The 25,194-nt window shown below is 60.6% G+C and carries 23 protein-coding genes and 1 pseudogene; 14 read left to right on the forward strand and 10 right to left on the reverse strand.

Translation table 11 applies throughout. The features are described 5' to 3' along the window. Position 1: 1 nt before the first annotated feature. Entirely contained in the window at positions 2–691 is a 690-nt protein-coding gene (locus ACNAOT_RS10355) for a haloacid dehalogenase type II (protein WP_402941559.1), read from the reverse strand. Positions 692–940: 249 nt separating this feature from the next. Here ACNAOT_RS10355 and ACNAOT_RS10360 point away from each other — a divergent pair, with 249 nt between their 5' ends. After that, positions 941–1,174, forward strand: a complete 234-nt coding sequence (locus tag ACNAOT_RS10360) for a hypothetical protein (RefSeq protein ID WP_402941562.1) — start codon at positions 941–943, stop codon at positions 1,172–1,174. Positions 1,175–1,219: 45 nt separating this feature from the next. Here the strand turns inward: ACNAOT_RS10360 and ACNAOT_RS10365 are convergent, their stop codons facing one another. Further along, a complete protein-coding gene (locus tag ACNAOT_RS10365) occupies positions 1,220–3,376 on the reverse strand; it encodes a glycogen debranching N-terminal domain-containing protein (RefSeq protein WP_420180970.1) in 2,157 nt (718 codons plus the stop codon). Positions 3,377–3,645: 269 nt separating this feature from the next. Between ACNAOT_RS10365 and ACNAOT_RS10370 the strand changes: the two genes are divergently transcribed. Beyond that, positions 3,646–4,002, forward strand: a complete 357-nt coding sequence (locus tag ACNAOT_RS10370) for a cupin domain-containing protein (protein WP_054808428.1) — start codon at positions 3,646–3,648, stop codon at positions 4,000–4,002. Positions 4,003–4,082: 80 nt separating this feature from the next. Here ACNAOT_RS10370 and ACNAOT_RS10375 read toward each other — a convergent pair whose 3' ends face one another. From ACNAOT_RS10375 to ACNAOT_RS10410, 8 genes and pseudogenes are all read right to left on the reverse strand, one after another. After that, the gene (locus tag ACNAOT_RS10375) at positions 4,083–4,574 is read right to left on the reverse strand and encodes a GntR family transcriptional regulator (RefSeq protein WP_420181152.1); all 492 of its coding nucleotides are present in this window, start codon (positions 4,572–4,574) and stop codon (positions 4,083–4,085) included. 30 nt (positions 4,575–4,604) lie between these two features. Then, positions 4,605–4,781 (reverse strand): annotated as a pseudogene (locus tag ACNAOT_RS10380) (GntR family transcriptional regulator); the annotation flags it as partial. 33 nt (positions 4,782–4,814) lie between these two features. Next, positions 4,815–6,269: an NAD-dependent succinate-semialdehyde dehydrogenase gene (locus tag ACNAOT_RS10385; protein ID WP_420180971.1), complete on the reverse strand. Its 1,455-nt coding sequence runs from the start codon at positions 6,267–6,269 to the stop codon at positions 4,815–4,817. 25 nt (positions 6,270–6,294) lie between these two features. Further along, positions 6,295–7,548 carry an aspartate aminotransferase family protein gene (locus ACNAOT_RS10390; RefSeq protein WP_420180972.1) on the reverse strand — a complete coding sequence of 418 codons (1,254 nt, stop codon included), beginning with the start codon at positions 7,546–7,548 and terminating at the stop codon, positions 6,295–6,297. An 80-nt stretch (positions 7,549–7,628) separates the two neighbouring features. Further along, positions 7,629–8,762, reverse strand: coding sequence for an N-methyl-L-tryptophan oxidase (gene solA, locus ACNAOT_RS10395; protein ID WP_420180973.1), 1,134 nt, complete (start codon positions 8,760–8,762; stop codon positions 7,629–7,631). Between the two features lie 2 nt (positions 8,763–8,764). Beyond that, positions 8,765–9,532, reverse strand: coding sequence for an amino acid ABC transporter ATP-binding protein (locus tag ACNAOT_RS10400; protein ID WP_420180974.1), 768 nt, complete (start codon positions 9,530–9,532; stop codon positions 8,765–8,767). Next, the gene (locus ACNAOT_RS10405) at positions 9,529–10,425 is read right to left on the reverse strand and encodes an amino acid ABC transporter permease (RefSeq protein ID WP_420180975.1); all 897 of its coding nucleotides are present in this window, start codon (positions 10,423–10,425) and stop codon (positions 9,529–9,531) included. The genes ACNAOT_RS10400 and ACNAOT_RS10405 overlap by 4 nt, the downstream gene beginning before the upstream one ends. A gap of 44 nt (positions 10,426–10,469) precedes the next feature. Beyond that, positions 10,470–11,390 carry an ABC transporter substrate-binding protein gene (locus tag ACNAOT_RS10410; protein ID WP_420180976.1) on the reverse strand — a complete coding sequence of 307 codons (921 nt, stop codon included), beginning with the start codon at positions 11,388–11,390 and terminating at the stop codon, positions 10,470–10,472. 335 nt (positions 11,391–11,725) lie between these two features. Between ACNAOT_RS10410 and ACNAOT_RS10415 the strand changes: the two genes are divergently transcribed. The 12 genes from ACNAOT_RS10415 to ACNAOT_RS10470 all read left to right on the forward strand — a co-directional run bounded on the left by ACNAOT_RS10415 (position 11,726) and on the right by ACNAOT_RS10470 (position 25,189). Then, the gene (locus tag ACNAOT_RS10415; RefSeq protein ID WP_420180977.1) at positions 11,726–12,400 is read left to right on the forward strand and encodes a haloacid dehalogenase type II; all 675 of its coding nucleotides are present in this window, start codon (positions 11,726–11,728) and stop codon (positions 12,398–12,400) included. A gap of 26 nt (positions 12,401–12,426) precedes the next feature. Continuing rightward, positions 12,427–13,704, forward strand: coding sequence for an NAD(P)/FAD-dependent oxidoreductase (locus tag ACNAOT_RS10420; protein WP_420180978.1), 1,278 nt, complete (start codon positions 12,427–12,429; stop codon positions 13,702–13,704). Between the two features lie 17 nt (positions 13,705–13,721). Continuing rightward, positions 13,722–15,272, forward strand: a complete 1,551-nt coding sequence (locus ACNAOT_RS10425; protein WP_420180979.1) for an aldehyde dehydrogenase family protein — start codon at positions 13,722–13,724, stop codon at positions 15,270–15,272. Then, positions 15,269–16,387, forward strand: coding sequence for a tartrate dehydrogenase (locus ACNAOT_RS10430; protein ID WP_420180980.1), 1,119 nt, complete (start codon positions 15,269–15,271; stop codon positions 16,385–16,387). Before ACNAOT_RS10425 ends, ACNAOT_RS10430 begins: the two co-directional genes overlap by 4 nt. Continuing rightward, positions 16,384–17,364 (forward strand): D-2-hydroxyacid dehydrogenase, encoded by a 981-nt coding sequence (locus tag ACNAOT_RS10435; RefSeq protein WP_420180981.1) that lies wholly within the window; start codon positions 16,384–16,386, stop codon positions 17,362–17,364. Before ACNAOT_RS10430 ends, ACNAOT_RS10435 begins: the two co-directional genes overlap by 4 nt. Positions 17,365–17,478: 114 nt before the next feature. Next, on the forward strand, positions 17,479–19,068 hold the full coding sequence (locus ACNAOT_RS10440) for an ABC transporter substrate-binding protein (protein WP_420180982.1): 1,590 nt from the start codon (positions 17,479–17,481) through the stop codon (positions 19,066–19,068). A 38-nt stretch (positions 19,069–19,106) separates the two neighbouring features. Then, on the forward strand, positions 19,107–20,048 hold the full coding sequence (locus ACNAOT_RS10445; protein WP_420180983.1) for an ABC transporter permease: 942 nt from the start codon (positions 19,107–19,109) through the stop codon (positions 20,046–20,048). Next, a complete protein-coding gene (locus tag ACNAOT_RS10450) occupies positions 20,032–20,877 on the forward strand; it encodes an ABC transporter permease (RefSeq protein ID WP_179018344.1) in 846 nt (281 codons plus the stop codon). Before ACNAOT_RS10445 ends, ACNAOT_RS10450 begins: the two co-directional genes overlap by 17 nt. Then, positions 20,870–22,453 carry an ATP-binding cassette domain-containing protein gene (locus ACNAOT_RS10455; RefSeq protein WP_420180984.1) on the forward strand — a complete coding sequence of 528 codons (1,584 nt, stop codon included), beginning with the start codon at positions 20,870–20,872 and terminating at the stop codon, positions 22,451–22,453. Before ACNAOT_RS10450 ends, ACNAOT_RS10455 begins: the two co-directional genes overlap by 8 nt. A gap of 176 nt (positions 22,454–22,629) precedes the next feature. Beyond that, positions 22,630–23,034 (forward strand): tautomerase family protein, encoded by a 405-nt coding sequence (locus ACNAOT_RS10460; RefSeq protein WP_420180985.1) that lies wholly within the window; start codon positions 22,630–22,632, stop codon positions 23,032–23,034. 161 nt (positions 23,035–23,195) lie between these two features. After that, positions 23,196–24,230, forward strand: a complete 1,035-nt coding sequence (iolC, locus tag ACNAOT_RS10465) for a 5-dehydro-2-deoxygluconokinase (protein ID WP_420180986.1) — start codon at positions 23,196–23,198, stop codon at positions 24,228–24,230. Continuing rightward, complete coding sequence (locus ACNAOT_RS10470; RefSeq protein ID WP_420180988.1) at positions 24,227–25,189, forward strand: Cgl0159 family (beta/alpha)8-fold protein; 963 nt, start codon at positions 24,227–24,229, stop codon at positions 25,187–25,189. Before iolC ends, ACNAOT_RS10470 begins: the two co-directional genes overlap by 4 nt. Positions 25,190–25,194 lie beyond the last annotated feature (5 nt).

Here is a 25,194-nt window from a genome sequence, read left to right on the forward strand (position 1 = left end):
CTTAGGAGGTTGAAGGTCGCGGCAGGCCGAAGAGAACAGGGAGATCAGCGATGTCGGTGATTCGCTCGTATCCGAGCCAGTGCTCGTCGTGTTCGAAGCCGCGGTCAACGTACACCTTGTTCTTGATGCCCATGGTTGCTGCTGAACGGTGGTCGTACATTGGGCTGGCGGAAACGTGCACGATCTCGTCTGGTGTCACTCCCAGCTTTTCGAACAAGTACTCGAACGCACCGAGCCGCGGCTTGTACATGCCCATCTGCTCGGCGGTGATGATGACCTCGAACGGGGCATTGAGGTTCTCTGCCAGGCGCACAGCCTGGGCGGTGTCGCTGTTCGTGATGATGACCAGCGGGACTTCCTCCGCCAGGCGGTTCAGTGCCTCCGTGACACCCGGGTACGGGCCAAAGGAGGGGACCTTCTCGTACACTGCCCGTGCATCGGCCGCAGTGAACTCCAGACCGACCCGGCGCGAGGCGCGCTCCATGGAGTCGGCAACGATCTGGTGGAACGGCTTGTAGTCGCCCATGCATTCGTCGATGCGGTACGCCTTGCAGGCCTGCAAATAGTCATCGGCGATCCCGGCCGGCAGCCGGTCGCCCAAGACTTCACGAATCGCATCGTTGATGGCGAACTTGATCAGCGTTCCGTTCATGTCGAACGTAACGAACTTTGGCTTGGTTGCGAATGCCATTTTTTCCTCCGGTACGGATAATGTCGATTGTCGACGAGAGAACAAATGTCTGCGTCGATTGTCGACAATACGCTCGTGTGGACTGGATTGTCAACGGGTACCGAAGAATCATCTCGCAGGGTTAGTCGTCGCCTATGCCGTGACTTGGAGATTCTTTCGCCAATCCCTTTCGTAGATTGTTGACAATTGATAGGCTCTGTTCATGTCTTCCTTTTATCCCCGACACGCTAAGCGAACGAAGGACATCTCATGAAGAAGCGACGCCCTGCTGCCTCCAACCTGGACCACTTTGCGACGGCCAACACCGGTCACCACTGCCCGGTAACGGGATGGTGGTCACTGAAGTGGAATGAAGAGGCCACTATGTTCATCACAGAAGGGCAGGTGATGCCGGCCGTGGGCGGCGTGCCGACCGTGTGGATTCTGCGTGAGACGGCCAGCTACAGCCGCGCAGGCGCAACCCCGTTGCTTGCGGCGTCCTAGAAGCTACCTGCGCGTCATGGGCTACCCGGCCACTGAAGCTGTGAACTAGGCCTTCTTCCGCAGCCCTGCCTGTTCCACGAGTTCGGTCAACCACGGCCGGTGTCCTTGATGGAACACCATCCCGTCCGGCAGTCCCCGCACTCTGGGGACCGAATCGGAAATGTCAATGGTTACCCTGCCGCCTGCCATGGGTGCGTTGGTGATGTGCAAGTCGCCGTACGAGGCCGGCAGCTGCGGATCCATCCAGAATCCCCCGTGGGACACGTGGGCGTCGTACCTCATCAGGCTCGTGATCAGCTGGATGGGTGAGGTGGCTGCCCAGGCTTGGGGTGAGCAGGCCGTGGGATAGGGCACCGGCTCGCTGTACTGCTCGCGGCTGAACCCGCAGAACAGCTCGGGGAGGCGCCCCTCGGAGAAGGCGGCCGCGTCGAACAGGGCTGTGGCGATTCGTTGAGCTTCCTCCACGAATCCGTAGCGCACCAGTCCGGCAGCGATAACGGCATTGTCGTGCGGCCAAACTGATCCGTTGTGGTAACTGGCCGGGTTGTACGCGCCCATGTCGGTTGCCAGAGTGCGCACACCCCAACCACTGAACATCTCGGGTGACATCAGCCGCTCAGCTACCAGTGGCGCCTTGTCATCATCCACCAAACCGACCCAAAGGCAGTGCCCCATGTTGGAGGCGCAAGAGTCCACCTGGCGTTTTTTGCCGTCCAGTGCGATCGCGTAGTAGCCGCGGTCCGGCATCCAGAACTGCTCGTTGAAACGGGCCTTTAACTGGGCCGCGCGATCGGCAAGCTCGCGCGCCAGGGGTGCGTCGCCGGCGTCGTAAGCCATCCAGGCTCTGGCCATGTACGCGTCATAAACATAGGCCTGGACCTCACACAGCGCGATGGGAGGCTCGGCAAGGCGGCCGTCCGCGAAGTTGATCCCATCCCAGGAGTCTTTCCAACCCTGGTTGATCAACCCGCGATCGTTGAGGCGCTCATACTCGACGAAGCCATCGCCGTCACTGTCGCCATAGTCCCGTATCCAGTCGAGGGCCCGGTCTGCATGGGGGAGTAGGGCGGCAATGGTGTCCTTAGCGAACCCCCAACGGCTGACCGAACCCAATACCACCACGAACAACGGAGTGGCATCGACGCTGCCGTAGTAGATGGACTTGCCGCCCAGAGCCAGGCTGCTGGAGACATCCAACCGGACCTCATGCAAAATCTTGCCCGGTTCTTCCTCGGTCACGGGGTCAACCACCGTGCCCTGCCGCTCAGCCAACGTTTGCAGCGTTCCCAGGGCCAGCGAGGGATCAACAGGCATGGCCATTTCGGACGCCAACAAGGAGTCCCGTCCAAACAGCGTCATGAACCACGGGGCTCCTGCCGCCACAACCACTCTCTCCGGGTGGGCGGGGTCTTCGATGCGGAGGGCGCCAAGATCGTCATAGCTCCGTCGGAGGGTTCTCTCGATGGAGTGGTTGCCCATCTGCAGGATGGGAATTTTGGCCACCCATTCCTGCCGGCGTCGATCACTCCGGGACAGTTGTCCGACGGCGGGACGCACCACGGGCGCCGATGGCGCAGCCCCTTCGAGGCCGGGCAACACTATGAGTTGGGTGCTCCAGGAGCCCCGTGCCGGGATAGTGGTCCGGTAGGTGAAACCTTCGAGGTCCGCTTCAGCGACGTCGGAAGTCACGATGACGGACTTCCGGACTTCCTGCCATCGGGCGTGAATGGTCAATGAATTGGCATCGGCCTCGCGATTTTCGTCCCACTGCGTTTGCACGCGCGCTTCCTTCACCTCGAAGACATCGGCGAAGTCGGAAGCTACGGTGATCGCGATGAGGCATTCCGCGGGCTTCATCGAATAGTTGCGCACGGTGAGGTGTTCCACCATCCCAAAACCCAATTCCCGGGTGCGTTCCACGATGAGCGGAGTGTCAGCGTATCCGTCAGGCATGGTGATGCGTCCAGCGAAGACCGCCCTGTACGGTTCCTTCGTTTGGGCGGTCAAAGGTTCCACGGACTGTCCGTTCACACTGAGGCTCCATGCCGACAGAATGCGCGTGTCCTGGAAGAAGAGGCCGTGGGGATGGTCCGGATTGATATCACCGCTGGGCAGCGAAATGCAGAAGGACGTGCCCTCTACCAAGGTGACCGTCCCGGCACCCAGGGGACCTGCCGCGGTATCGGCATTCCATCCAGCCATGTCCGGCTCCTTTTAGCGCTCCTGCTAAGTCCTCGCTGTCCTGCTACATCCTCACAGTGACGCTACTCCCGGACGGCGGTGTGGGCCAGACCCGGGGCCGGCAGTCAGCGTCGGGAGCATTTGGCCTGAGCCTGGGGACAACGTCCATTCTGAGGCTATTCTCAGCAATGTCTATCGTCGATTGTTGACAATTGATAGGATGGAACCTGTGCTCTTCCAACGACGGCGGGCACAGTCACGCGGGGCTCAGGCCCCAGAAGGAGTAATCAATGGTCAAGGCCACTGTCATGAAAAATGCAAATACCGAGAACCCTGGCGAACACCTTCCGAAGCCCACATCAAGCACTCCCGGCCAGACTGAAGTGTCCCTCCGCCTTTGGGCCCGGGAAGGACTGAAAACCGGCATCTGGGAGGCAACGCCCGGTGTCTCCACGAGTACCAGGCCCGGCTATGACGAGATCTGCCAGATCCTCAGTGGCACAGCGACCATTACCGAAGAAGATGGAACCAGCTTCGAAGTCGGTCCCGGCTCCTTGTTCGTCACGCCGGCCGGCTGGACGGGAACGTGGACCATCCATGAAACGTTGCGGAAGATGTGGGTAGTTGCCGACCTTCCCAAGGTCTAATAGCGAACGTCCAATAGATAGAGGGAAGGGTCCGGTTCATTGAACCGGACCCTTCCCTCCATTCGGATATTCGACGATGCTTAGGCGGTTATTCCAGTCACTTCAGGCTTGGACGTCAGGTCCTCCACGGCTTTCTGCATATGACGTTTGATGGCGTTTTGCAGGCCACTCCGATCGCGCGCTTCGAGCAGGTCCAGGATCATTTGGTGTTCCTGCACCAGCGCATCGATACGTGGGTAGGCCACTTCCAAGCTGAGGATACACATCCTGGATTCCGCAGCCAGGGTCTCGTAAATCCGGATCAGGCGCGTGTTTCCTGTTCCTGAAACAAAGGCAGTGTGGAATTGCATATCCAGCCGGGCGATAGCCTGCCAATCCGAAGCCGCGACCTGTTTGGCCATACTTCGGATGATGCCCTTAAGTTCCCGGCAGGTATCAGCGACCTGATCCGGTTCGGAATCCAGAAGCGTGTTGGCGGCGGCCAGTTCCACAGCTTCACGGACGGCATAGATCTCCCTGACGTCATCCGTGGATAGTTCCAGTACGAAGACGCCGCGGTTGCGCTTGCTCACCAGGATGCCTTCCTGACACAGCCGTTGCAGAGCTTCGCGGAGCGGGCCCCTGGACGTGCTGAGCTGACTGGCGAGTGCCGATTCGTTGACTTGTTGTCCAGGCCTGAAAGCTCCCTGGACAATAAGCTCCCGCAATTGGTCAGCTATCAGCTGCGCCGTGGGCCGGCCCTCCAAAACGAACATTCCCTCCGGTGCCGCCATTGACATCCCCTCATTCCATGCTTCGGCAATTTGAATTTATTAGACCGCTACTGCGGTGTACTTGTATTCCAAAAACTCTTCAATCCCAATTTTGCCGCCTTCGCGTCCCAACCCGGACTGTTTGATCCCACCGAACGGCGCGGCGGGATTGGATACCAAGCCGGTGTTCAGCCCGACCATTCCCACTTCCAGATCGGCGGAGAACCGCATGGCCTTGTCCATGCTCTCCGTGAAGACGTACCCCACCAGGCCCCATTCAGTATCGTTGGCCAGGCGCAGGACTTCGTCTTCGCTGTCAAACGGTGTAATGGCAGCTACAGGGCCGAAGATTTCCGTGGACATCAACGCTGCGTCCGTGGGTACGTCCACCAGGACGGTGGGGGAGTAGAAGTAGCCAGGCCCTTCCGGACGGCTGCCGCCGGTCAGGACACGTGCGCCCTTGGACACGGCGTCCGCGACCAGGCTTTCGACCTTTTCCAGGCCCTTCTGTTCAATCAGGGGCCCGACGTCGGTCCCTGCCAAAGCGCCATTGCCTACCTGCAATTCTGACATCTTTTTGGAGAACTTCTCGCCAAACTCTTCCACTACGGAGCGGTGGACGAAGAAGCGGTTGGCGGCCGTGCAGGCCTCGCCCATGTTCCGCATTTTGGCCTTCATGGCTCCATCCACGGCCTTCTCGATGTCCGCATCGGCCAGCACAATGAAGGGGGCGTTTCCGCCGAGTTCCATGGAGGACCGCATGACGTTGTCAGCAGCCTGGCGCAGGAGGACCTTTCCCACTTCCGTGGAACCCGTGAAGCTGATCTTGCGCGCAATCCCGCTGTCCGTCCAGGTCCTGACCACGCTGGAAGCGCTCGACGTCGTCACAACGTTCAGTACGCCGTCGGGGAGTCCTGCTTCCTTGAAGATTGCAACGAGCGCCAGCGATGTGAGGGGCGTCAGCTCCGCCGGTTTGAACACCATGGTGCAACCGGCAGCAACTGCCGGCGCGATCTTCCGCGCGCCCATGGCGAGCGGGAAGTTCCATGGCGTCACCAGTACGGAAGGACCAACAGGTTCCTTGGTGATGAGGATGCGGGTGTTGCCATCAACGGAGCTGGCGTTGTCTCCGCCGATCCGTACTGCCTCTTCGGAGAACCAGCGGAGCATATCGGCGCCATAGGCCACTTCGCCCTTTGCCTCCGTGAGAGGCTTGCCCATCTCGGCAGTCATGATGGCTGCCAATCGGTCCGTATTGGCAATGACGAGTTCGTAAGCGCGGCGGAGAATGTCCGCGCGTTCCCGAGGCGTGGATTTTCCCCACGCTGCTTGGGCGCGTCCGGCGGCCTCAATGGCCAGGGCGGCATCTTCGGGGCTGCCATCGGCAACGTGGGCGATGACTTCGTTCGTTGCGGGGTTTTCCACTGCAAAGGTGGCGCCGTTTGCGGCCTGCTGCCAGCGTCCATTGATGAACAGGTCTGTCTGCAGTGAGCTGGGATCAAATGAGGGGGTCATGGTGGCTCTTTCAGTGATCGGGGGACTAGGAGGTGGCCGACTTGAGTGCCTGCGAGAACCTGGACAGGCCAAGCTGGATCTCGTCGCTGCTGACGTTCAGTGCGGGGATGAGGCGGATGACGTTGCCGTGCGGCCCACAGGTAAGGAGGAGGAGCTCTTCCTTGATGGCAGCCTGCTGAACGGCCAGTGCAGTTGCCGCGTCCGGGGTGTTGTCTGCTGCAGTGAATTCGACGCCCTGCATCAGGCCCCGGCCGCGGACGTTGCCGATTCCGGCAAACTCGGTTTGCAGTGTCTCCAGTCCTGCCCTGAGTTCGTCGCCGCGGAGTAGAGCGTTTTCCACGAGGTTTTCGCGCTTGATGACACCAAGGGTGGCCACTCCGGCTGCTGCCGCGACGGCGTTCCCTCCGTAGGTCCCGCCCTGGGAGCCTGGCCAGGCTTTCCCCATCAGCTCTGCGGAGGCGGCGATTGCCGAGATGGGGAAGCCACTGGCGAGGCCCTTGGCGGTAATCACTACGTCAGGCAGGATTCCGGCCCAGTCGTGGCCCCAGAACTTACCGGTGCGGCCAACGCCGGCCTGGACTTCGTCGAGGATCAGCACGATGCCGTGTTTGTCCGCTCGTTCACGCAGGCCTTGGAGGAAGGCTACGGGGGTGGGGATGTAGCCGCCGTCACCGAGTACGGGTTCGATGATGAACCCGGCTGTGTCACTGGGCGCACTGATGGTCAGGAGGAGGTGGTCCAGTTCCTTCAGCGCGAATTCGACGGCGGTCGCTTCGTCCCAGCCATACCGGTACCAGTGCGGGAACGGGGCTACGTGCACGCCACCCATGATGGGTGAAAACCCTGAACGGAACTTTGTTCCAGCTGTGGTGAGGGAGGCCGCGGCGACTGTCCTGCCGTGGAACCCACCTTGGAAGGAGATGATGTTGGGCCTGCCGGTGGCCATACGGGCCAAGCGGATTGAGGCTTCTACGGCCTCAGAGCCGGATGTTGCGTAGAAAACGCTATCCAAACCTTGCGGCAACACAGTACCCAGCAGCTCGGTGAGCTCCAACAGCGGCTTGTGCATCACGGTGGTGTATTGGGCGTGGACAATCTTGCCCACCTGTTCGCGGGCGGCGGCCACAACATCGGGGTGGCAGTGACCGGTGCTGGTGACACCAATCCCGGTGGTGAAATCCAGGTATTTCTTGCCGTCGGTCGCGTGGATCCAGCTACCGGCCGCGTGGTCGACAACCACGGTGGTTGCCTGCTTCAGGATGGGGCTAAGTGTTGCCATGGCTTCATACTTTCTTAGGAACTGTAGATTGTCAACAATTGGCGAATCGTGTGTTATTGCCGTTGCTCACGCGGAACTTGTCAGGGTTCTTGAAACCGCTGGGGCCGCAGGAAGTCCAGACCGTCGAACCAGCGCTTGCCGAGCGCTTCGTTGGCTGCAATTTCTCCGTAGCCGGAGGCCATTTTGAAGCCGGCTCCGGAGAATCCGGTTGCCGAGTAGACCCTGGCGGATTTGCCGAGGAAACCCATCAAGGGCTGCGAATCGGAGGTGAAGAGGTCCGGGAACGCATCCGAGCGCACGATGCTGGGAATCAAGCCCGGGAAGAACTCCGAAACTGTCTCTATGGTTTCCGTGATCTCCGCTGTGCTGAGATCACGGGGCACGGAGTCGGCAGCGGGAGTTGGTGCCCCGCGACCATCGAGAGTGGCTTTGACGGTTACGCCGTCCACTGCCGGCGCCCCGTACATGGAGCGATTTCCCGAAATCCTGATGAAGATCGGAAATTTTTCCGGTGAGAATTGTTCTGCTTCGCGGGCAACGAACCATGAGAGGAAGATCCGCTTGGTTTCGGTGTGGGCTTTGAGGTATTCGGGCATGAGTTGTTTGGACCAGGCGCCCGAGGCAACGATGACCCGTTCGAAGGTCCAGGAGTTTTGACCGGACGTGATAACGACGCCGTCGTCAGTTTCAGTGATGCTGTCAATCGGAGTGTTGGTCTTGACCGATGCACCGTTGGATTCCGCCGCGGTGATGGCCGCGGTGATGGCGCGGTCGGTTCGCAGGGCGCCGGCGTTGGGGTCGTAGACAGCGATATCGTCGGAGCGGAGGTTGTGTTGGGGGTAGCGGGCGGCCATTTCCTCACGGCTGAGGATCTGGTGGGCGGCGCCGGTGATTCGTGTCGTTTCGAGCAGGCTGCGGAGGTATGGTCCGTCGGTGGTGCCGATGGACAGTCCGCCGCAGCGGGTGAAGATGTCTTGCCCGGTCTCCGCTTCGAGTTCTGCCCAAAGTTCGCGGGAGCGTTCCAGGATGGGGTAGTAGGCAGGGTTGCCGCGGTAAATCATGCGGAAGAGCCGGGTGTCTCCGCCTGCGGCGCTGCGTGCGTGTGCAGGGGAGTGCGCTTCGAATCCCACTACGGAGTCGGTGAGTCGCGAGGCTTGCCAGAGGGACATGCTGCCGATACTGCCCAAACCGATGACGGCGAGCTTTCCGTCCATGGTTAGAGGACCTGCTTGAGGAAGGCTTGGGTGCGGGGTTCTTTGGGGTTGGTGAGGACTTCGCGGGCGTCGCCGCGTTCTACGACGTTGCCTTCGTCCATGAAGATCAGGGAGTCGGCTACTTCGCGGGCGAAGCCCATTTCGTGGGTGACGACGACCATGGTCATGCCTTTTTTGGCGAGGTCTTGCATGACGTTGAGGACTTCGCCGACTTTTTCGGGGTCCAGGGCGGAGGTGGGTTCGTCGAAGAGGATGATTTCGGGGTTCATGGCCAGGGAACGGGCGATGGCCACGCGTTGCTGCTGCCCGCCGGAGAGTTCGGCTGGGTAGCGGTCCGCGAAGGCGCCGAGGCCGACGCTGGTGAGGAGTTCCTGGGCTTGTTTGGCTGATTGTTTCTTGTCGGCGTGTTTGACCAGGACGGGTCCTGCCATGACGTTGTCGCGGGCGGTCATGTTGGGGAAGAGATTGAAGGACTGGAACACCATGCCGACGCGGGTGCGTTGTTGGGCGAGTTTTTTGGGGGGGAGTGCGTGGTAGGCGGTGTCGGTTTCGTAGTAGCCGAAGTCTTCGCCGTTGACTTTGAGGATGCCGGAGTCGACGGTTTCGAGGCCGTTGATGCAGCGTAGGAGGGTGGATTTGCCGGAGCCGGAGGGGCCGATGATGCAGCAGATTTCTCCGCTGGCGATGTCGAGGTCGACGTCTTTGAGGACTGTTTTTGGTCCGAAGGATTTCCGGATTTTTTGGGCGTGGATAGTGCCGTCAGCGTTCATCGTGCGATGCCTTCCGGTGCGGTGAGTGTCACTTTGCGGGCTTTGCGGGGGACCCGGGCGGAGGTGTGGGAGTATTTTTGTTCGAGTTTTGATTGGGGGTAGCTCAGCAGCATGGTCATGACGAGGTACCAGAGGCTGGCGACGATGAGCAGCGGGATGGTTTCGTAGGTCCGGGCGTAGATGAGTTGGGCGCTTTGGAGTAGTTCGGCCACTCCGAGGACGGAGACCAGGGAGGTGCCTTTGAACATACCGATGACCTGGTTGCCGGTGGCGGGGATGATGGAGGGCATGGCTTGGGGGATGATGACTTTGCGCATTTTCATGGCTCCGCTCATGCCCAGGGAGTCGGCGGCTTCGATTTGGCCTTTGCCCACTGAGGAGAATCCGCCGCGGATGATTTCGGCCATGTAGGCGGCTTCGTTCAGGGTCAGGCCGATCAGGGCTGCGGTGATGGGGCCCATGAGGGCGTTGGTGTCGATCGCGGTGCCGATGTCGGTGAAGGGGATGCCGATGCTTAGGTTCGGGTAGAGGGCGGAGAGGTTGAACCAGAAGATCAGTTGGACCAGGACCGGGGTGCCGCGGAAGATCGTGATGTAGACCCCGGCGAGGGCGGCGATGGGTTTGATGGTGGAGGCCCGCATGATGGCCAGGCCCAGTCCGAGGAGGGTGCCCAGTGCCATGCTGGCCACGGTGAGGAAGATGGTGAGCATCAGCCCGCGGAGGATGGATTCGTGGGTGAAGTATTTCGCTACGACGTCCCATTTGAAGTTCGGGTTCGTCCCGACCGAACTCAGGACGCCGATACCGACCAGGATGCAAACCACCCAGGAGACGTACTCGAACGTGCTGCGCCGCTTAAGGCGCGGCTTCAATGCCGAATCCAACCCGCTCATCACATTGCTTCTTTCCATAATCACTTGCTTCATCGGAGCACCCGCTAGTTCAGCTTGGCGTCAGTGATGGCTCCGGAGTCCAGGCCCCAGTTATCCAGGGACTCCTTGTACTCCGGGGTCTGAAGGACGGACTGGAGGGCAGTCTGGAAGGCCGGCGTCAGGGGCGAGCCCTTCTTCAGTCCGATTGCCGTCAGGTCGCTGGAGCCGACGTCGACGCGGCCCACGAGTTCGAAGGAGCCTGGCTGCTGCTTCTCAGCCCAGCCGAGAGCAGTTGTGTCGTACAGGATTCCGTCGATGCGCTTGGAGTGCAACTGGGTCAGCGCGTCCTGGACGTTGGGCAATGTCACGCCGTTGATGGCCGGCTGTCCCTTTGAAGTGCAGGTCTGCTCGCTGAGAGCCGGGAGGCGCTTGAGCTGACCGGTTGAACCTTGCGTCACTGCGATGTTCTTACCGCACAGGGTCTCAACGGTCAGCTTGAGTGGGTTGCCTGCGGCCACGGCCACGGAGTTGCCGGCTTTGAAGTAATCGATCATGTCCAGGACCTTGAGGCGTTCCTCAGTCTTGGACATGGTGGTGGCAGTGAAATCGAAACGTCCGCCGTCGAGGCCGGGAACAATCGTGTCGAACTTCGTGTCCACGAACTTCAGCTTCAGGTCAAGCTTCTTCGCAATGAGCCTGGCGATGTCCGGGTTGAGGCCGATCGGAGTCGTATTATCCTCAGCCAGGAAGGTGGTGGGCGGGTAGTGCAGGTCCATGGCAACCGTGAGCTCGCCCTTGTCCTTGATGGACTGCGGCAACAGGGCAACAGCAGCTGAATCAGGCTGGACGCCCTCGGAAATGTCGGTGGTGTTTGCAGTCTTGCTGTTGTCTGCGGAATCGCTGTTCGCGGTGCCTCCACAAGCGCTCAGTGCCAGCAGTACGGCAAGTCCGGCAGCTGCGGTTTGCGCCTTGGTTCGAATCTTCATGGTGCTTCCCTTCGGGGGAGTCGGGCGGTGGGGAGGGGAGAAGGTCTTGGTTGTAATGTGATCCGGATCTCTCCGTCATCTACTGCAATGCAACCCCCTCAACAGTAGATTGTCAACAATTGACAGAAACTTTTTTCAACAGATCCGCTGGTTGAGAATCGTTCTAACCAGGCGGCAGAAACTGTTGACAATTTACAATTTGGCGGCCTAAAGTCGAGTCAGCGGTCGAGAAGCTCCCGGACTGCCCGGCAGGTTTTTACGGGTGCATCCGCTTCACTCGACACCCTTACACGCGGCCCGCCCGCCCCCATATCCCGAAAAGAAACGGACTTGACATGGCAGAGACCAATTCCCGGCCGAAGTACATCTCCTTTGATATCTACGGCACACTCATCAACTTCGACATCGATCCCACTACGCGGCGTTTGCTCGATGGCCGAATCTCTGAAGAGCAGTGGCCCACCTTCAAGAAGCAGTTCCGTGGATACCGCTTTGACGAAGTACTGGGGGATTACAAGCCGTATGAGCAGATCCTCCAGGATTCCTTTGATCGTGTGTGCAAGCGCTGGGGAATTGGGCCTACTGAAGGCGCAGGCGCAGCATTTGCTGATGCTGTCCGCGGCTGGGTTGCCCACGACGACGTGCCGGCCCCGCTGAAGCTCATGGGCGACAACTACCAACTCGTAGCTCTATCCAACGCGGACACCAGCTTCCTGGACATCAGCATTCCCAAGCTCGGCGCAAACTTCCATTCAGTCCTCACCGCCGAGCAAGCCCAGGCGTACAAGCCCCGATACCAGGCTTTCGAGTACATGCTGGACACGCTGAATGCCACGCCCGAGGACTTCCTGCATATCTCCTCCCACACCCGCTACGACATGCATCCCATGCACGACCTGGGTTTCCGGAACCTCTGGATGCTGGACCGCGGCTATGACCCCATTGGCGACGGCTACGACCTCAGCACAGCCAAATCCCTGGACGAGATCAACAAGTACCTCGGTCTCTAAAACGACTGCGAGGCGAAAGGCCAACCGTGAAACTTGTTCCTTACTGGCTCGACACTGCAGAGCCATCCGGCGACTACCGCCGCACTCCAGTCCCGGAAAACGTAGATGTCGCGATTATCGGCGCGGGCTTTACCGGGTTGTCCGCCGCACTTGAATTTGCCAAGCAAGGCGCCACTGTTGCTGTCCTCGAACGCCACACTGTTGGTTGGGGCGCGTCAGGCCGCAACGGGGGCATGGCTACCACTGGTTTGGCCATTGGGTTCAGTACGGCAGTCAAGCGCTACGGGGCTCCCCGTGCCGTTGAGATGTTCCGCGAATACAACGACGCTATTGAAACCATCGAGAAGCTGGTGCACGACAACGGCATCGACTGCGACTTCAAGCGCTTCGGCAAGCTCTCCCTCGCGTTCCACAAGTCCCACTACGACGGCTTCCTGAAGTCGCAGGAGCTGCTCGCCAACCTGGTTGACCACCAGGTAAAGGTCATTCCCAAGTCCGAAATCCACAGCGAAATCGGCACCGACTTCTACCAGGGTGCCATGATGGATCCGCTGGGCGCGGGTCTCCATGTAGGGAAGTTCGTGCACGGGCTGGCGAAGGTGGCAGCTGACAACGGCGCAGCTATCTGCGAAAACGCATCGGTCACCGAGCTGAACAAGGTCTCGGGCACAGTGCACGATGTTCACACCACCCGTGGAATTACCCGGGCCAAGCAGGTCCTGGTCGCCACCAGCGGCTACACCGGCAACGTCACCCCGTGGCTGCAGCGTCGCGTGATTCCTGTGGGCAGCTTCATCATCTGCACCGAGCCTCTGTCCGAAGAGGTCGTGAACCGCATTCTGCCCAACAGGCGCCAAGCCTCTGACAGCAAGATGCTGACGTACTACTTCCGCATCACGCCGGACAACAGGTTGTTGTTCGGCGGCCGCGCACGCTTTGCGCTGTCCAGCCCGGATTCGGATGTAAAGAGTGCGGAGATCCTGCACAAGGCCATGACCGAACTCTTTCCCTATCTGTCCAACGTCAAGGTGGACTACATCTGGGGTGGCCTGGTGGACCTCTCCATGGACCAGATGGTCCATGCCGGCCAGCATGATGGCCTGTTCTACTCCCTTTGCTACAGCGGACATGGTGTTCAGATGGCTGCGCACATGGGCAAGAGGATGGCCCACTACATGGCGGGGGACAAGCAGGCCAACGTTTGGGAAGATCTGAAGAACCCGCCTGTGCCCGGCCACTTCGGCCCGCCATGGTTCCTGCCGTTTATTGGCGGAGCCGCGAAGATCATCGACCGCATCAAATAGGCAGGGTAAAGGATCACATGAGTTCATCAACCAAAGTCGCTGAAGCGCGCCCGGAAACAAGGCAGGAGACGGCCTACAGGCGGGCAAGTATCGCGGTCCTGCCAGGAGGTGCGTTCCTGGAAGGCCGTTGGGAGACAGCTGACAGGATCCTTGAAGTCAGGGATCCCGAAGACGGCGTTCTCTTGGGAAACGTGTGTTCCTCCACCCCGCAGGATGTCAGGCGCGCGGTTGCCTTCATCCATCGCCACCTCCAGGAAGACGATTGGGCCCTGCGGGACCGCAGGGAGGCTTTGGAACGAGCTGCAGTGTTGCTCGCGGACAAAGCCGTGCGGTTCGCGGAGATCATCGCCGCGGAAAGCAGCAAGACCATCAACGAGGCTGAGCGCGAAGTGCGTCGGTGCATAGAGACGTTGCGGCTCTCCGCTGCCGCGTCAAGCGAACTCGTCGGAGAGACTCTCGCCTTTGAAGACAGCATGGCCGGAGCCAACAAAATTGGCTGGTACAACCGCAAACCAGTGGGAATTATCGCGGCCATCACCCCCTTCAATGATCCGCTCAATCTCGTGGCACATAAGCTGGGCCCGGCATTGATCGGAGGCAACGGCGTCGTCCTTAAACCCTCGGGCCGCACGCCGCTTACGGGCCTTGCCTTCATCCAACTGTTGCTTGAAGCGGGCGTCCCCGCCGGTCGCCTTGCCGCCATTGTCTCCGGCCCGGGCGTCTCGGAAGCGATCGTGACGGACCCACAAGTGAACCTCATCTCCTTCACTGGTGGACCGAAAACTGCCGATCGCATCGCTGCCGCTGCGGGAGCAAAGAAGATTCTGTCCGAACTCGGCGGCAACAATGCGACGATCGTCTGTGCGGACGCCGACGCCAAAGCAGCTGCTGCTGCGATCGTGGCCGGTGCCTTTGGCGTGGCCGGCCAGAACTGCCTTTCCGTGCAGCGGGCCTACGTTCACGTCTCCCTGTTCGAACACGTCCTGGAAGAGGTGGTGGCCGGGACCCGGGCGCTGCGTGTCGGGGCCAAATTCGATCGCACCACGGACGTCGGACCACTGATCAGCGAAGCCGAAGCCCGCCGTGTGGAGGAATGGGTGGAGGAGGCCACAACACTTGGTGCCAGCGTCCAGGTGGGCGGCCGGCGTAGTGGTGCGTTCTACCAGCCAACCGTGCTCACTGACGTGCCAGCCGAGGCCTTGGTCATCAGCGAAGAAGTGTTTGGCCCGGTTGTCAGCATCATGCCGTTCATTCAGGTCGCCGACGCCATCCACGCCGCCAACGACTCCGACTACGGGCTTCAAGCCGGCGTGTTCACGGAGTCGATCGAGCTGGCCCTGGCCATTGCCGACAAGCTGCACGTGGGGGCCGTTGTCATTAATGAGACCAGTGACGTCCGGATCGATTCGATGCCCTTCGGTGGTTTCAAGAAATCCGGTGTGGGGCGCGAAGGTGTCAAACATGCGGTACGTGAGATGACCGAACCCAAAAGCACCATCATCAAATTGGCCGAGCCCGCCACCCGATGGCAGCAACTCACTGCCACCTCAGAACGGAATGCATCATGACGACCCACAAAATCGCAGTTATCGCGGGCGACGGAATAGGAAAGGAAGTTGTTCCCGCAGCCATCGAATGCCTCGAACGGATCGTGCAGCTCCATGCCATTAGCCTTGAGTTCACCCACTTCGATTGGGGCTCGGACTACTACGGGGAGCACGGGCGAATGATGCCGCTGGACGGGCTGGAACAGCTGGCGCAGCACGATGCCATTTTCCTGGGCGCCGTAGGCTCCCCGGAGGTTCCGGACGCTGAATCTCTGTGGGGCCTCCTGATTCCCATTCGCCGCGAATTCCAGCAGTACATCAACCTCCGACCCGTGAAAACGCTCGACGGCGTCAAGTCGCCTCTTGCGAACAAGGAACCGATCGATATCCTCATCGTTCGTGAAAACAACGAAGGGGAATATTCTGAGGTCGGGGGTCGGGCCTACCGCGGGCTGCCGCACGAGACCGCCGTCCAGGAAACCATCTTCACCCGCCTGGGAGTATCGCGTGCGGCGCATTACGCGGCATCGCTCGCCTCATCCAGGAAAGGTCACCTGACCTCCGCGACGAAAAGCAACGGCATCATCCACACCATGCCCTTCTGGGACGAAGTCGTGGAAGAAACCACTCGTCTGTATCCCGACGTGACACTCACCAGCGAACTGGTTGATGCACTGGCTGCGCACCTGGTCCTGAAGCCTTGGACCTTCGACGTCATCGTTGCCTCCAACCTGCTGGGGGACATCCTTTCGGACTTGGGCAGCTCGGTCACCGGGTCCATCGGGGTAGCCCCCAGTGCCAACCTGAATCCTGAAGGCGACTTTCCGTCCCTCTTCGAACCCGTCCACGGATCTGCCCCGGACATTGCAGGCAAGGGATTGGCGAACCCGGTAGGTCAGATCTGGTCAGGGGCAATGATGCTCCAACACTTGGGCCACCCGGCGGCTGCCGAGCATCTGCAGTTGGCTTTCGAGTCCGTGTTGCGAGAGGGGTTGGGTACCCGCGACGTTGGAGGACCGTCGTCGACCTCTGAGTTCACAGCGGCTGTGCTGGCTGCCATTGACGTCTTGGAAGCTCTGGGACAGGCGGAACCCGGTGCTCCCAAGCCAGCGGCAGCAGCGGCGTCGTCATCATGACGAATGCCGAAGGCAATCGGCCAATCGTCGCCGTCCTGTACCGGGAGTCCCTGCCGCCCAGATTGGACGAAATCGCGGAGCTGGCCGAAGTCCGCCTGACCAAGGCTGACGGTCTCCCCGAGGCAATGGATGGTGCGGACGTTCTTTACCAATGGCATTCCTTCTCACCTGCGCTGCGCGAGAACTGGGCGTCAGCTTCGTCGCTGAAGTGGGTGCACGTCTCAGCTGCGGGCGTGAGTCAACTCTTGTTCGATGACCTGATCAACAGCAACGTGGAATACACGAATTCACGTGGCGTCCTGAGTCGCGCCATTGCCGAGTTCGCCCTGGGGTTTGTCCTGGACATAGCGAAGGATGCGCAAGGTTCGCTGAGGCTGCAGCAGGGAAGGCGCTGGCAGCACCGCGTCACGCGGAAAATTCAGGGCCAGCGCACCCTGGTGGTGGGAACGGGCTCCATTGGTCGGGAAATCGCGTCCTTGTTCCGCGCTGTTGGCCTGCGTGTCAGCGGCGCCGGGCGCAGCGGCCGACCAGGCGATGCGTACTTTGAAGAGATCCATTCTTCCAAGGACCTGGCCTTGGTGGTCGGCGACTTCGACTACATTGTGCTGGCCGCGCCGCTGACCGACGACACCAGAGGCTTGGTGGACGCCGCTGTCCTTGCGGCCATGAAGCCCACGGCTCACCTTATTAATGTGGGGCGTGGGGAGCTGGTCCGCACCGACTCACTCGTGGACGCGCTTCGCTCAGGTTCAATCGCCGGCGCGGCGCTGGACGTGGTCCATCCGGAACCACTTCCGGCGGAGCACCCGCTGTGGAGCATGGACAACGTCATCCTTACCCCTCACATGAGCGGCGACACCGAAGATTACCTGGACGATCTTGGGAAGCTGTTCGTGGAGAACCTCTGGCGGTTCAGCCGGGGTGAACCATTACGGAACGTCGTGGACAAAAGGCTCGGCTTCGTTCCTGTCTCCTGATCCCTGTCACCCGGATTGGATGGCCGTGAACCTGAGCACATTGTTACGGCACTTCGAAGCGTCAATTTTCAGGAAGCAAGAGGTAAGGCTAACCTAATAGTCTTCACTTTCCCCATGCCCACCCGTTCGGGCATAAATAGCAGGCGGTTCCCTTTGCGCACTTCCAGCCGATCCACGGCAGCTCTCGGGCTGGCAGCCCTTCTCACACTTTCCGGTTGCGGCCTCAGCGGGGGCCAGCCCGTATCCGCCGGGAAGGTAGCTGACACCAACCAGCGCATCGTGGTAGACAACTTCCGCGCTCCCGTGGCCAACTGGGCTCCGGAGTCCGACGCCGCGTACATCTTGTCGTTGTCCGGCTGCTTGGAAACCCTCACCAAGTATGATTCCGCCCAGGGAAAAGTGGTTCCTTTCCTGGCTACGGAGTGGAAGCAGGCTTCGCCGTTGGAATGGGACTTCTCCATACGTGAAGGCGTGAAATTCCAGGACGGCACCGATCTCACCGCAGAGGCCGTGGCCGCTTCCCTCAACCATGTCCTCAAGGCCAAGGTGCCTGCCAGGGCGTTCAGCCCAAGCGTCGTCAGTGCTGTCCAGGCTCGGGATGCCAAGACTGTTCGCGTAACCACGCCCGTGGAAAACCCCTTGGTACCGTTCCGCCTTGCAAGCGTCAATACCGGCGTTCTTGCTCCTGCCGCTTACGCAGGCGCCACCGTCAATCCCTTCGGTCACTGCACGGGGCCGTTCACTCCGGTTTCAGAGAAGGCTAAACAATCCCTGACACTGGACCGCAACGAAAATTACTGGGGTGGAGATGTGCAGCTCGCAGGGGCTGAAGTGCGGTTCATCACCAACGGCGCAACACGCGCGGCTCAGGTTCAAACCGGTGAGGCGGACATTTCCCTCTCAATCCCGGCCTCTGCCTTGTCCTCGCTTGAGAATGCGCCCGAAGTCTCCGTGCTGAAGGCAGACTCACCACGCACGGCCACGCTGTACATGAACAACGGCCGGGCGCCCTTCAACAACGTCGATTTCCGCAAGGCACTCCGCTCGGCACTGGACCTTGAGGCATTGGCTGCCAGCGTCTACGAGGGCGCAGCGCTTCCGGCGGCCGGACCCTATGCGCCATCAGAGCCGTGGGCATCGAGCAATGCAAGCTCGCCGAAGCAGAACGCTGAAGAAGCGAAGAGGCTGCTCGCCGACGCTGGATACACAGCCGATAAGCCGTTGGAAATCATCGCGATTGTAGAACGTGCCGAGTTCGCCGACGTCGCAACCGTGATCCAGGACAACCTCAAGAACATCGGCGTACCCGTGGCCATCCAGGCCAAAGAATACGCGTCCGCGGAGCCGGACGTTCTGGCGGGGAACTATGACATGATCCTGAGCCAGCGCAACCGACTCATCGACATCGCTGATCCGATCGGCTTCCTGACGGCCGACTACACGTGCAAGGGCACCTACAACCTCAGCCACTTCTGCAACGAAGAGTTTGACGCGATCATCACCGAAGCGGCCCGCACGTCCAACACCGAAGAACGTTACAAGCTGTACTCCAAAGCCGGTCAGCTCCTGGATGACCAGGCGGTCAACCTCTGGCTCGTCAATGAACAGGCCACCGACGCGGTCCGCAGCAACGTCATGTCCTACGTTCAGGATCCGCTTTCCCGTTACGTACTGACCGCGCAAACGGCCAAGTCGGGCTCCTAGCAACCAAACCGGGACCGACAGACAACAGACAAATCAGCATGATCACGTTCCTTGCGAAGCGGACGGCGACCCTCGTGGTCGCCGTCCTGCTGTCGTCTTTCGCCGTATTCCTTATTCCCTATGTCACCCCGGGTGATCCTGTACGGAAGATCATCCGCTCCCGCGTCGCCGGGGACGTGGTGGATGAGGCCACCGTTCGGGCCTTGGGCGAGAGCCTGGGACTCAACGATCCTCTTCCCGTTCAGTACCTGCGCTGGCTGGGGGACTTCTTCACCGGGGATATGGGCTTGTCCCATATCAGCAGGACGCCAGTAGTTGACCAGGTACTACCCGCTTTGGGCATCACCCTGAGCCTGGTGTTCTTGGCCTTGGGCACTGCAGTGCTGGTGTCGCTGCCCTTGGGGATTGTTGCGGCTCTGAAACAAGGAAGTAAGACGGACAAGTTGATCACCACCGTCACACAATCCTTCATCGCCATGCCTGAATACTGGTTGGCCCCGCTGTTAGTGCTCGTGTTCGCCCTCAAGTTTTCCTTGCTGCCTTCCGCAGGGTGGAACACGGCATCGTCCATCGTCCTCCCTGCGGCAACACTGGCATTGCGGCCCATTAGCTTCTTCACTTCGGCTGTGCGGTCAGGAATGGTCGATGCCCTCGAAGCCGAACACATTTCCGCCGCGCGAGCCCGGGGACTGAGCCACGTCCAGACAATCCTGCGGCACGTTGTGCCCAACGGCCTGGTCCCGTTGTCCACTCTGTTCGCGGTGTGGTTCGCGGGGCTGCTGGGGGGCTCTGTCATTGTGGAGGTGATCTTCGCCATTCCCGGCATGGGCAGGCTTCTGTACGACGCCGTAATCAACAGCGACATACCGTTGGCCCAGGGCGGCGTGGTGTTGGTAGTGGCACTGGCTGTCGCAATCACCACGCTTGCCGATTTCCTGCACCGGATCCTTAGCCCGAAGGTGAGTGGAGCCCTTGCGTAACCGTTCAGCGATCGACGCTGCCGCCGTCGTAATCCTCGTTCTGATTGTCGCTGCCGTGGCCGCTGCGCCTTGGTTGGCGCCGTTTCCTCCGGATGACCAGAACCTCGCCGCACGACTTGCGCCACCCAGCGCTACGCATTGGCTGGGAACGGACCACCTCGGGCGGGACACGCTGAGCCGCTTGCTCGACGGCGGTCGCTTCTCCCTGGTGGTTGCCGCACTGGCCACAGTGCTGACCGGAGTCATCGGTTTGGTGGTGGGTGTTCTTAGCGCCCGCCGCAAGGGCTGGCTGGATGAGTTTTTCACCCGCACCAACGACGTCCTGCTGGCACTTCCGGAGATGGTGGTGGCGCTTTTCATCGTCGCTGCCATGGGCACTGGCTTCACCTCGCTGCTGGTGGCACTGACCGTGACAGGGTGGACGCCGTTTGCGCGACTGGCCCGGACCCTGGCTTATGACGTCTCGGCGCGCGGCTTTGTCGAAGCAGCGCGAGTGGTGGGATGTTCGCCGTCGTTCATTATTTTCCGCCACATCCTCCCGCATCTGGCCGCCCCCATGCTGGGGCAGGCAACACTTCGCTTCGGTCAGCTCCTGATCAGCGTCGGAGCACTGTCCTACCTTGGACTCGGCGTGCAACCGCCGCAATCCGATTGGGGTTCCATGCTGGCAGCGGCGCAACCGTACGCAGAGAGGGCTCCGTGGGGAATCATTGCCCCTGGACTCGCCGTCTTCCTGGTGGCCCTGTGCGTGACATTGATCGGTCAACGGGCATCACGTCGGGCCTCGGATCCGGTGGACGTCCTTGTGGTGGAAGGACAGCATGCCTGAGCTCGTCGTTGAGGATCTGACGGTCCGCAGTGGTGGTACGGGGCGCCCTATCCTCGCAGGTGTCAGCCTGGCCGTGAAACCCGGCGAGTTTGTCGCATTGGTGGGAGGTTCCGGTTCGGGCAAGACCATGACTGCACGGTCGGTGCTGCAGTTGTTGCCTCCACAGTTGAGCATTGAGTCGGGGTCCATCCGGCTTGGGGCGCTTGACGTAACCGGAGCCTCCGAAGCAGAGCTGAACCGCGTTCGAGGTGGCCGGCTAGGGATGTTGTTTCAGCAGCCAAAGAAGATGTTCAACCCCAACAAGACCATCGGCACCCATCTCCGGGAACCACTTAAACTGCATTCGGGCCTGCGTGGCCAAGCTGCAAAGACGAGGGTTCTCCAATTGCTGGCAGAGGTGGGCTTCGAGGATCCGCAACGGGGTGCGCGCTCATACCCGCACCAGCTATCAGGCGGCATGGCGCAGCGGGCCATGACTGCCATGGCCTTGGCAGGTCAGCCCGAGATTCTGCTGGCCGATGAACCGACGTCGGCCTTGGACAAGGTGCTGGAACAACAAATCCTGGAACTACTGGACCGGCAACGAATCCAACGCGGTCTGGGCATCCTCTACATCACGCATAACCTTGCTTCGGTGGCCGCATTTGCAGACAGGGTGTTGGTGATGGATGCGGGTGTGATCGTTGAATCAGGCACCACGGAAACGGTCCTGGGCAGCCCCAGGACCGCTTACACGCGCAGGCTCCTCGAAGCGTCCAACTTGGCGCCCACCAGCATCCCGGCTGCCCCGACCCACCAGCGCAGCGCCCTTACGCTGACAAATGTGGTCAAGCAGTTCGGATCGGGCAAACGCAGCGGGCGGCCTGCCTTGGACTCGATTTCGCTGGACGTAAAAAAGGGCGAAATCCTGGGCGTTCTTGGCCAATCCGGGTGCGGTAAGAGCACTCTCGCTCGGGCCATTGTTGGCCTGGAAGGTATCAGCAGTGGCAGCATCACCAGGACGCTGATCGCGGCTGACGCAGGAGCAACGGCCGTTCAGTTGGTGTTCCAGGAACCACACGATTCGTTCGACCCACGCATGACCCTGCGTGCCAGCCTGGAAGCGCCGCTCCGGTCGCAAAAGGAGCTCACAGCAGCTGAACGGTCCCGCAGGCTCACAGCGGCCATGGAAGAAGTGGAGCTGGATCCCGCCCTCCTGGACCGGCGCCCGGGTCAATGCTCCGGAGGGCAATTGCAGCGGGTCACCATCGCCCGGGCTTTGTTGTTGGAACCAGAGGTGCTCATCTGTGATGAAGCAACGTCTGCCTTGGACGCATTGACCCAACGGACCATCCTTGAACTGTTGCAGCGCCTGCACCGGGACCGCGGACTGACCCTCATGATCATCACGCACGACATGGATGTGGTGAGGCACATGTGCCAGCGGGTCGCAGTCCTCTACCAAGGGCGCCTTGTGGAGCTCACCGACACGGACAAGTTCTTTTCAGATCCACAGCACCAGCACAGCCAAGACCTCGTTTCTGCGGCCATTCCGTGCCGTGGCCTGCACCTGAAGAAAATCAGGGCGGCGCTCTAGCGGCTCGCGGCTAACTGCCTCAATAGATACTCAGCACACCTAACCCCCTCGCCAGCCAGCTTGGGGGTTAGGCGTCGTTGGGAGGGCGAAGTCCAAACGCCTTTCGTCAGTGGTGAAGTCTTGAGTTCCTCTGAACCAGTTTGTTAGTATGACAGGACAAACTGAGGAGTGAAGAAATGCCACTTGTTCGAATCGATGTTAACCAAGGCCGCTCGCCGGAAGAGTTGGCGGCGCTGAGCCGCAAAATCCACGACGCCATCCTCAAGGAATACGGGATCCCTGAGCGGGACTATTTCCATATCCTTACCGAGCACCCGCAGGGTCAGATCATTGCCCAGGACGCAGGCCTTGGCTTTGAGCGCAGCAACGGTGTTGTCATGATCCAGATTTTCACCCAGGGTGGCCGAAGCCAGGAGGCCAAAAGCTCCCTTTTCCAAGCTATTGCGGGCGGTCTCGCGGAGGTGGGGATCCCGGGTGAAGATGTCTTCGTGGGTTATGTGGAGAACTCGCCGGGCGACTGGTCATTCGGCTTCGGGCGCAGCCAATACGTCACTGGGGAACTCGCAGTGCCGCGCAAGTAGAGCGGTCCGTGTCACGTTGTAAATATGTCAGTACAAACCTTTGACAGGACATTGATTCTGGTGCAGAGTAGTCATGTGGCCCCGCTCACTGAGGGGTGGCAAGGCATTGGGGCCCAGCGCTCAAAGGTTCAGAGTTCACAAGAGAAAGGTCAACGATTATCGTGACCCACGAACTGCTTACAATCGGGCGCATCAGCGTTGATATTTACCCGAACGACATTGGGGTGGACCTGGAGGACGTGACGTCCTTCGGCAAATACCTTGGAGGTTCGCCCTCCAATGTGGCCGTTGCCGCCGCGCGACACGGGCGCCGCGCGGGAATCATCACCCGCACGGGCGACGACGCTTTCGGCAACTACCTTCACCGGGAATTGCGCAAGTTCAATGTTGACGATTCCTTCGTCTCCCCGGTCAAGGAGTACCCGACGGCTGTGACCTTCTGCGCGATCAAGCCGGCAACAGACGAGTTCCCACTGTACTTCTACGGCCGCTTTCCCACTGCTCCGGACCTGCAGATCAAAGCGGAAGAGCTGGACTTGGAGGCGATCCGGCATGCAGGGATTTTCTGGTCCACCGTCACCGGCCTCTGCCAGGAGCCCAGCCGTGAGGCCCACATCAAAGCACACCAAGCCCGTCCGCGAGCCGGCCTCAAAGACGGTCAGTTCACCATCCTGGACCTGGACTACCGTCCGATGTTCTGGGCCTCCGAAGAGGAAGCCCGCGCCGAGGTTGCCAAAGTCCTCCCGCACGTAACCGTCGCGATCGGCAACGACAAGGAATGCGCTGTCGCCGTTGGTGAGGGGACGCCTGATGAGCAGGCAGACCGCCTGCTGGCTGCCGGCGTCGAAATTGCCGTGGTCAAACTCGGACCGGACGGCGTCATGGCCAAGACCCGCACGGAGCGTGTGGTTTCGGCACCGGTACCGGTGGAAACCGTTAACGGTTTGGGCGCTGGCGACTCGTTCGGCGGTGCTTTCTGTCACGGACTGTTGTCCGGTTGGCCCCTCTCGGAAGTCCTGGATTACGCGAACGCATCCGGTGCAATCGTCGCCTCGCGTCTCTCTTGTGCAGATGCCATGCCAACGCCGGAGGAAGTTACCTCGCTGCTCGCAGAACGCGGCCGCCCCATCCCCGGTGCCTCTCTGTCAGCCGCCGCCCTCACAGCCGACACCTTCAGTGAAGGAGCAGTTCGTTGAGCCTTAATGACGATCCTCGCCGCTACGAGCACTTGAGCCGTATCCGGTTGGAGGACCCCGAGGCCGTAGCTCGGGCAGCAGCCACCCGACGTCGCCATCCTGGCCTGAAACACAGCGCGCAGAACTTCATTGTCGCCGCGGACCACCCGGCGCGGGGCGCCCTCGCCGTTGGTGCTCAGCCAATGGCCATGGCCGATCGCAGGGACCTTTTGGATCGCCTGCAGATCGCGTTGGCGAACCCTGCAGTTGATGGCATCCTCGCCTCGCCGGACATCATGGATGACCTTCTGTTGTTGGGTGCCTTGGAAGGCAAGCTCGTCTTCGGCTCCATGAACCGGGGTGGTTTGGCAGGGCTGGTCAACGAGTTCGACGATCGCTTCACCGGGCACACTGCTGCTGCTTTGGAGGCGCTCGGTGCGGATGGCGGCAAAATGCTCACGCGCATCTGCCTGGGTGACCCCGACACGGTAGCCACCCTTGAAGCCACGGCGAAAGCCATTGATTCGTTGGCCGAGCGCAAGCTCATCGCCATGGTGGAGCCGTTCCTTTCCGTCCGTGATGCACACGGAAAAGTCCGCAACGATCTCCGCGCTGACGCCGTGATCAAATCTGTCGGCATTGCCGAAGGCCTCGGTTCCACCAGTGCCTACACCTGGATGAAATTGCCGGTTGTGGCAGAGATGGAACGCGTCATGGCGTCCACAACCATGCCTACCGTGCTGTTGGGCGGTGACCCCGACGGCAGCCAGGACGAGGTTTTCGCCAGCTGGCAGGCAGCCCTTGCCTTGCCCGGTGTTCGAGGCCTCACTGTCGGAAGGACGCTGCTCTACCCTCATGACGACGATGTAGCAGGAGCTGTTGCAACGGCGGCCTCGTTGTTGAAAACCTCTGCGCCCTTGCCCTCCGCGGCGGATGAGCGAACCATGTCAGACCGTATCCCAGTGAAAGTATCGGAGTAGCTAGT

Source organism: Paenarthrobacter sp. TA1.8, from assembly GCF_048595705.1.
GTDB lineage: Bacteria > Actinomycetota > Actinomycetes > Actinomycetales > Micrococcaceae > Arthrobacter > Arthrobacter nitroguajacolicus.

Excerpts from the sequence above, each read along its gene's own strand:
- ACNAOT_RS10355 (WP_402941559.1), bottom strand. The coding sequence starts at position 691 with ATGGCATTCGCAACCAAGCCAAAGTTCGTTACGTTCGACATGAACGGA.
- ACNAOT_RS10360 (WP_402941562.1), top strand. The coding sequence starts at position 941 with ATGAAGAAGCGACGCCCTGCTGCCTCCAACCTGGACCACTTTGCGACG.
- ACNAOT_RS10365 (WP_420180970.1), bottom strand. The coding sequence starts at position 3,376 with ATGGCTGGATGGAATGCCGATACCGCGGCAGGTCCCCTGGGTGCCGGG.
- ACNAOT_RS10370 (WP_054808428.1), top strand. The coding sequence starts at position 3,646 with ATGGTCAAGGCCACTGTCATGAAAAATGCAAATACCGAGAACCCTGGC.
- ACNAOT_RS10385 (WP_420180971.1), bottom strand. The coding sequence starts at position 6,269 with ATGACCCCCTCATTTGATCCCAGCTCACTGCAGACAGACCTGTTCATC.
- ACNAOT_RS10390 (WP_420180972.1), bottom strand. The coding sequence starts at position 7,548 with ATGGCAACACTTAGCCCCATCCTGAAGCAGGCAACCACCGTGGTTGTC.
- solA (WP_420180973.1), bottom strand. The coding sequence starts at position 8,762 with ATGGACGGAAAGCTCGCCGTCATCGGTTTGGGCAGTATCGGCAGCATG.
- ACNAOT_RS10400 (WP_420180974.1), bottom strand. The coding sequence starts at position 9,532 with ATGAACGCTGACGGCACTATCCACGCCCAAAAAATCCGGAAATCCTTC.
- ACNAOT_RS10405 (WP_420180975.1), bottom strand. The coding sequence starts at position 10,425 with ATGAGCGGGTTGGATTCGGCATTGAAGCCGCGCCTTAAGCGGCGCAGC.
- ACNAOT_RS10410 (WP_420180976.1), bottom strand. The coding sequence starts at position 11,390 with ATGAAGATTCGAACCAAGGCGCAAACCGCAGCTGCCGGACTTGCCGTA.
- ACNAOT_RS10415 (WP_420180977.1), top strand. The coding sequence starts at position 11,726 with ATGGCAGAGACCAATTCCCGGCCGAAGTACATCTCCTTTGATATCTAC.
- ACNAOT_RS10425 (WP_420180979.1), top strand. The coding sequence starts at position 13,722 with ATGAGTTCATCAACCAAAGTCGCTGAAGCGCGCCCGGAAACAAGGCAG.
- ACNAOT_RS10430 (WP_420180980.1), top strand. The coding sequence starts at position 15,269 with ATGACGACCCACAAAATCGCAGTTATCGCGGGCGACGGAATAGGAAAG.
- ACNAOT_RS10435 (WP_420180981.1), top strand. The coding sequence starts at position 16,384 with ATGACGAATGCCGAAGGCAATCGGCCAATCGTCGCCGTCCTGTACCGG.
- ACNAOT_RS10440 (WP_420180982.1), top strand. The coding sequence starts at position 17,479 with ATGCCCACCCGTTCGGGCATAAATAGCAGGCGGTTCCCTTTGCGCACT.
- ACNAOT_RS10445 (WP_420180983.1), top strand. The coding sequence starts at position 19,107 with ATGATCACGTTCCTTGCGAAGCGGACGGCGACCCTCGTGGTCGCCGTC.
- ACNAOT_RS10455 (WP_420180984.1), top strand. The coding sequence starts at position 20,870 with ATGCCTGAGCTCGTCGTTGAGGATCTGACGGTCCGCAGTGGTGGTACG.
- ACNAOT_RS10460 (WP_420180985.1), top strand. The coding sequence starts at position 22,630 with ATGCCACTTGTTCGAATCGATGTTAACCAAGGCCGCTCGCCGGAAGAG.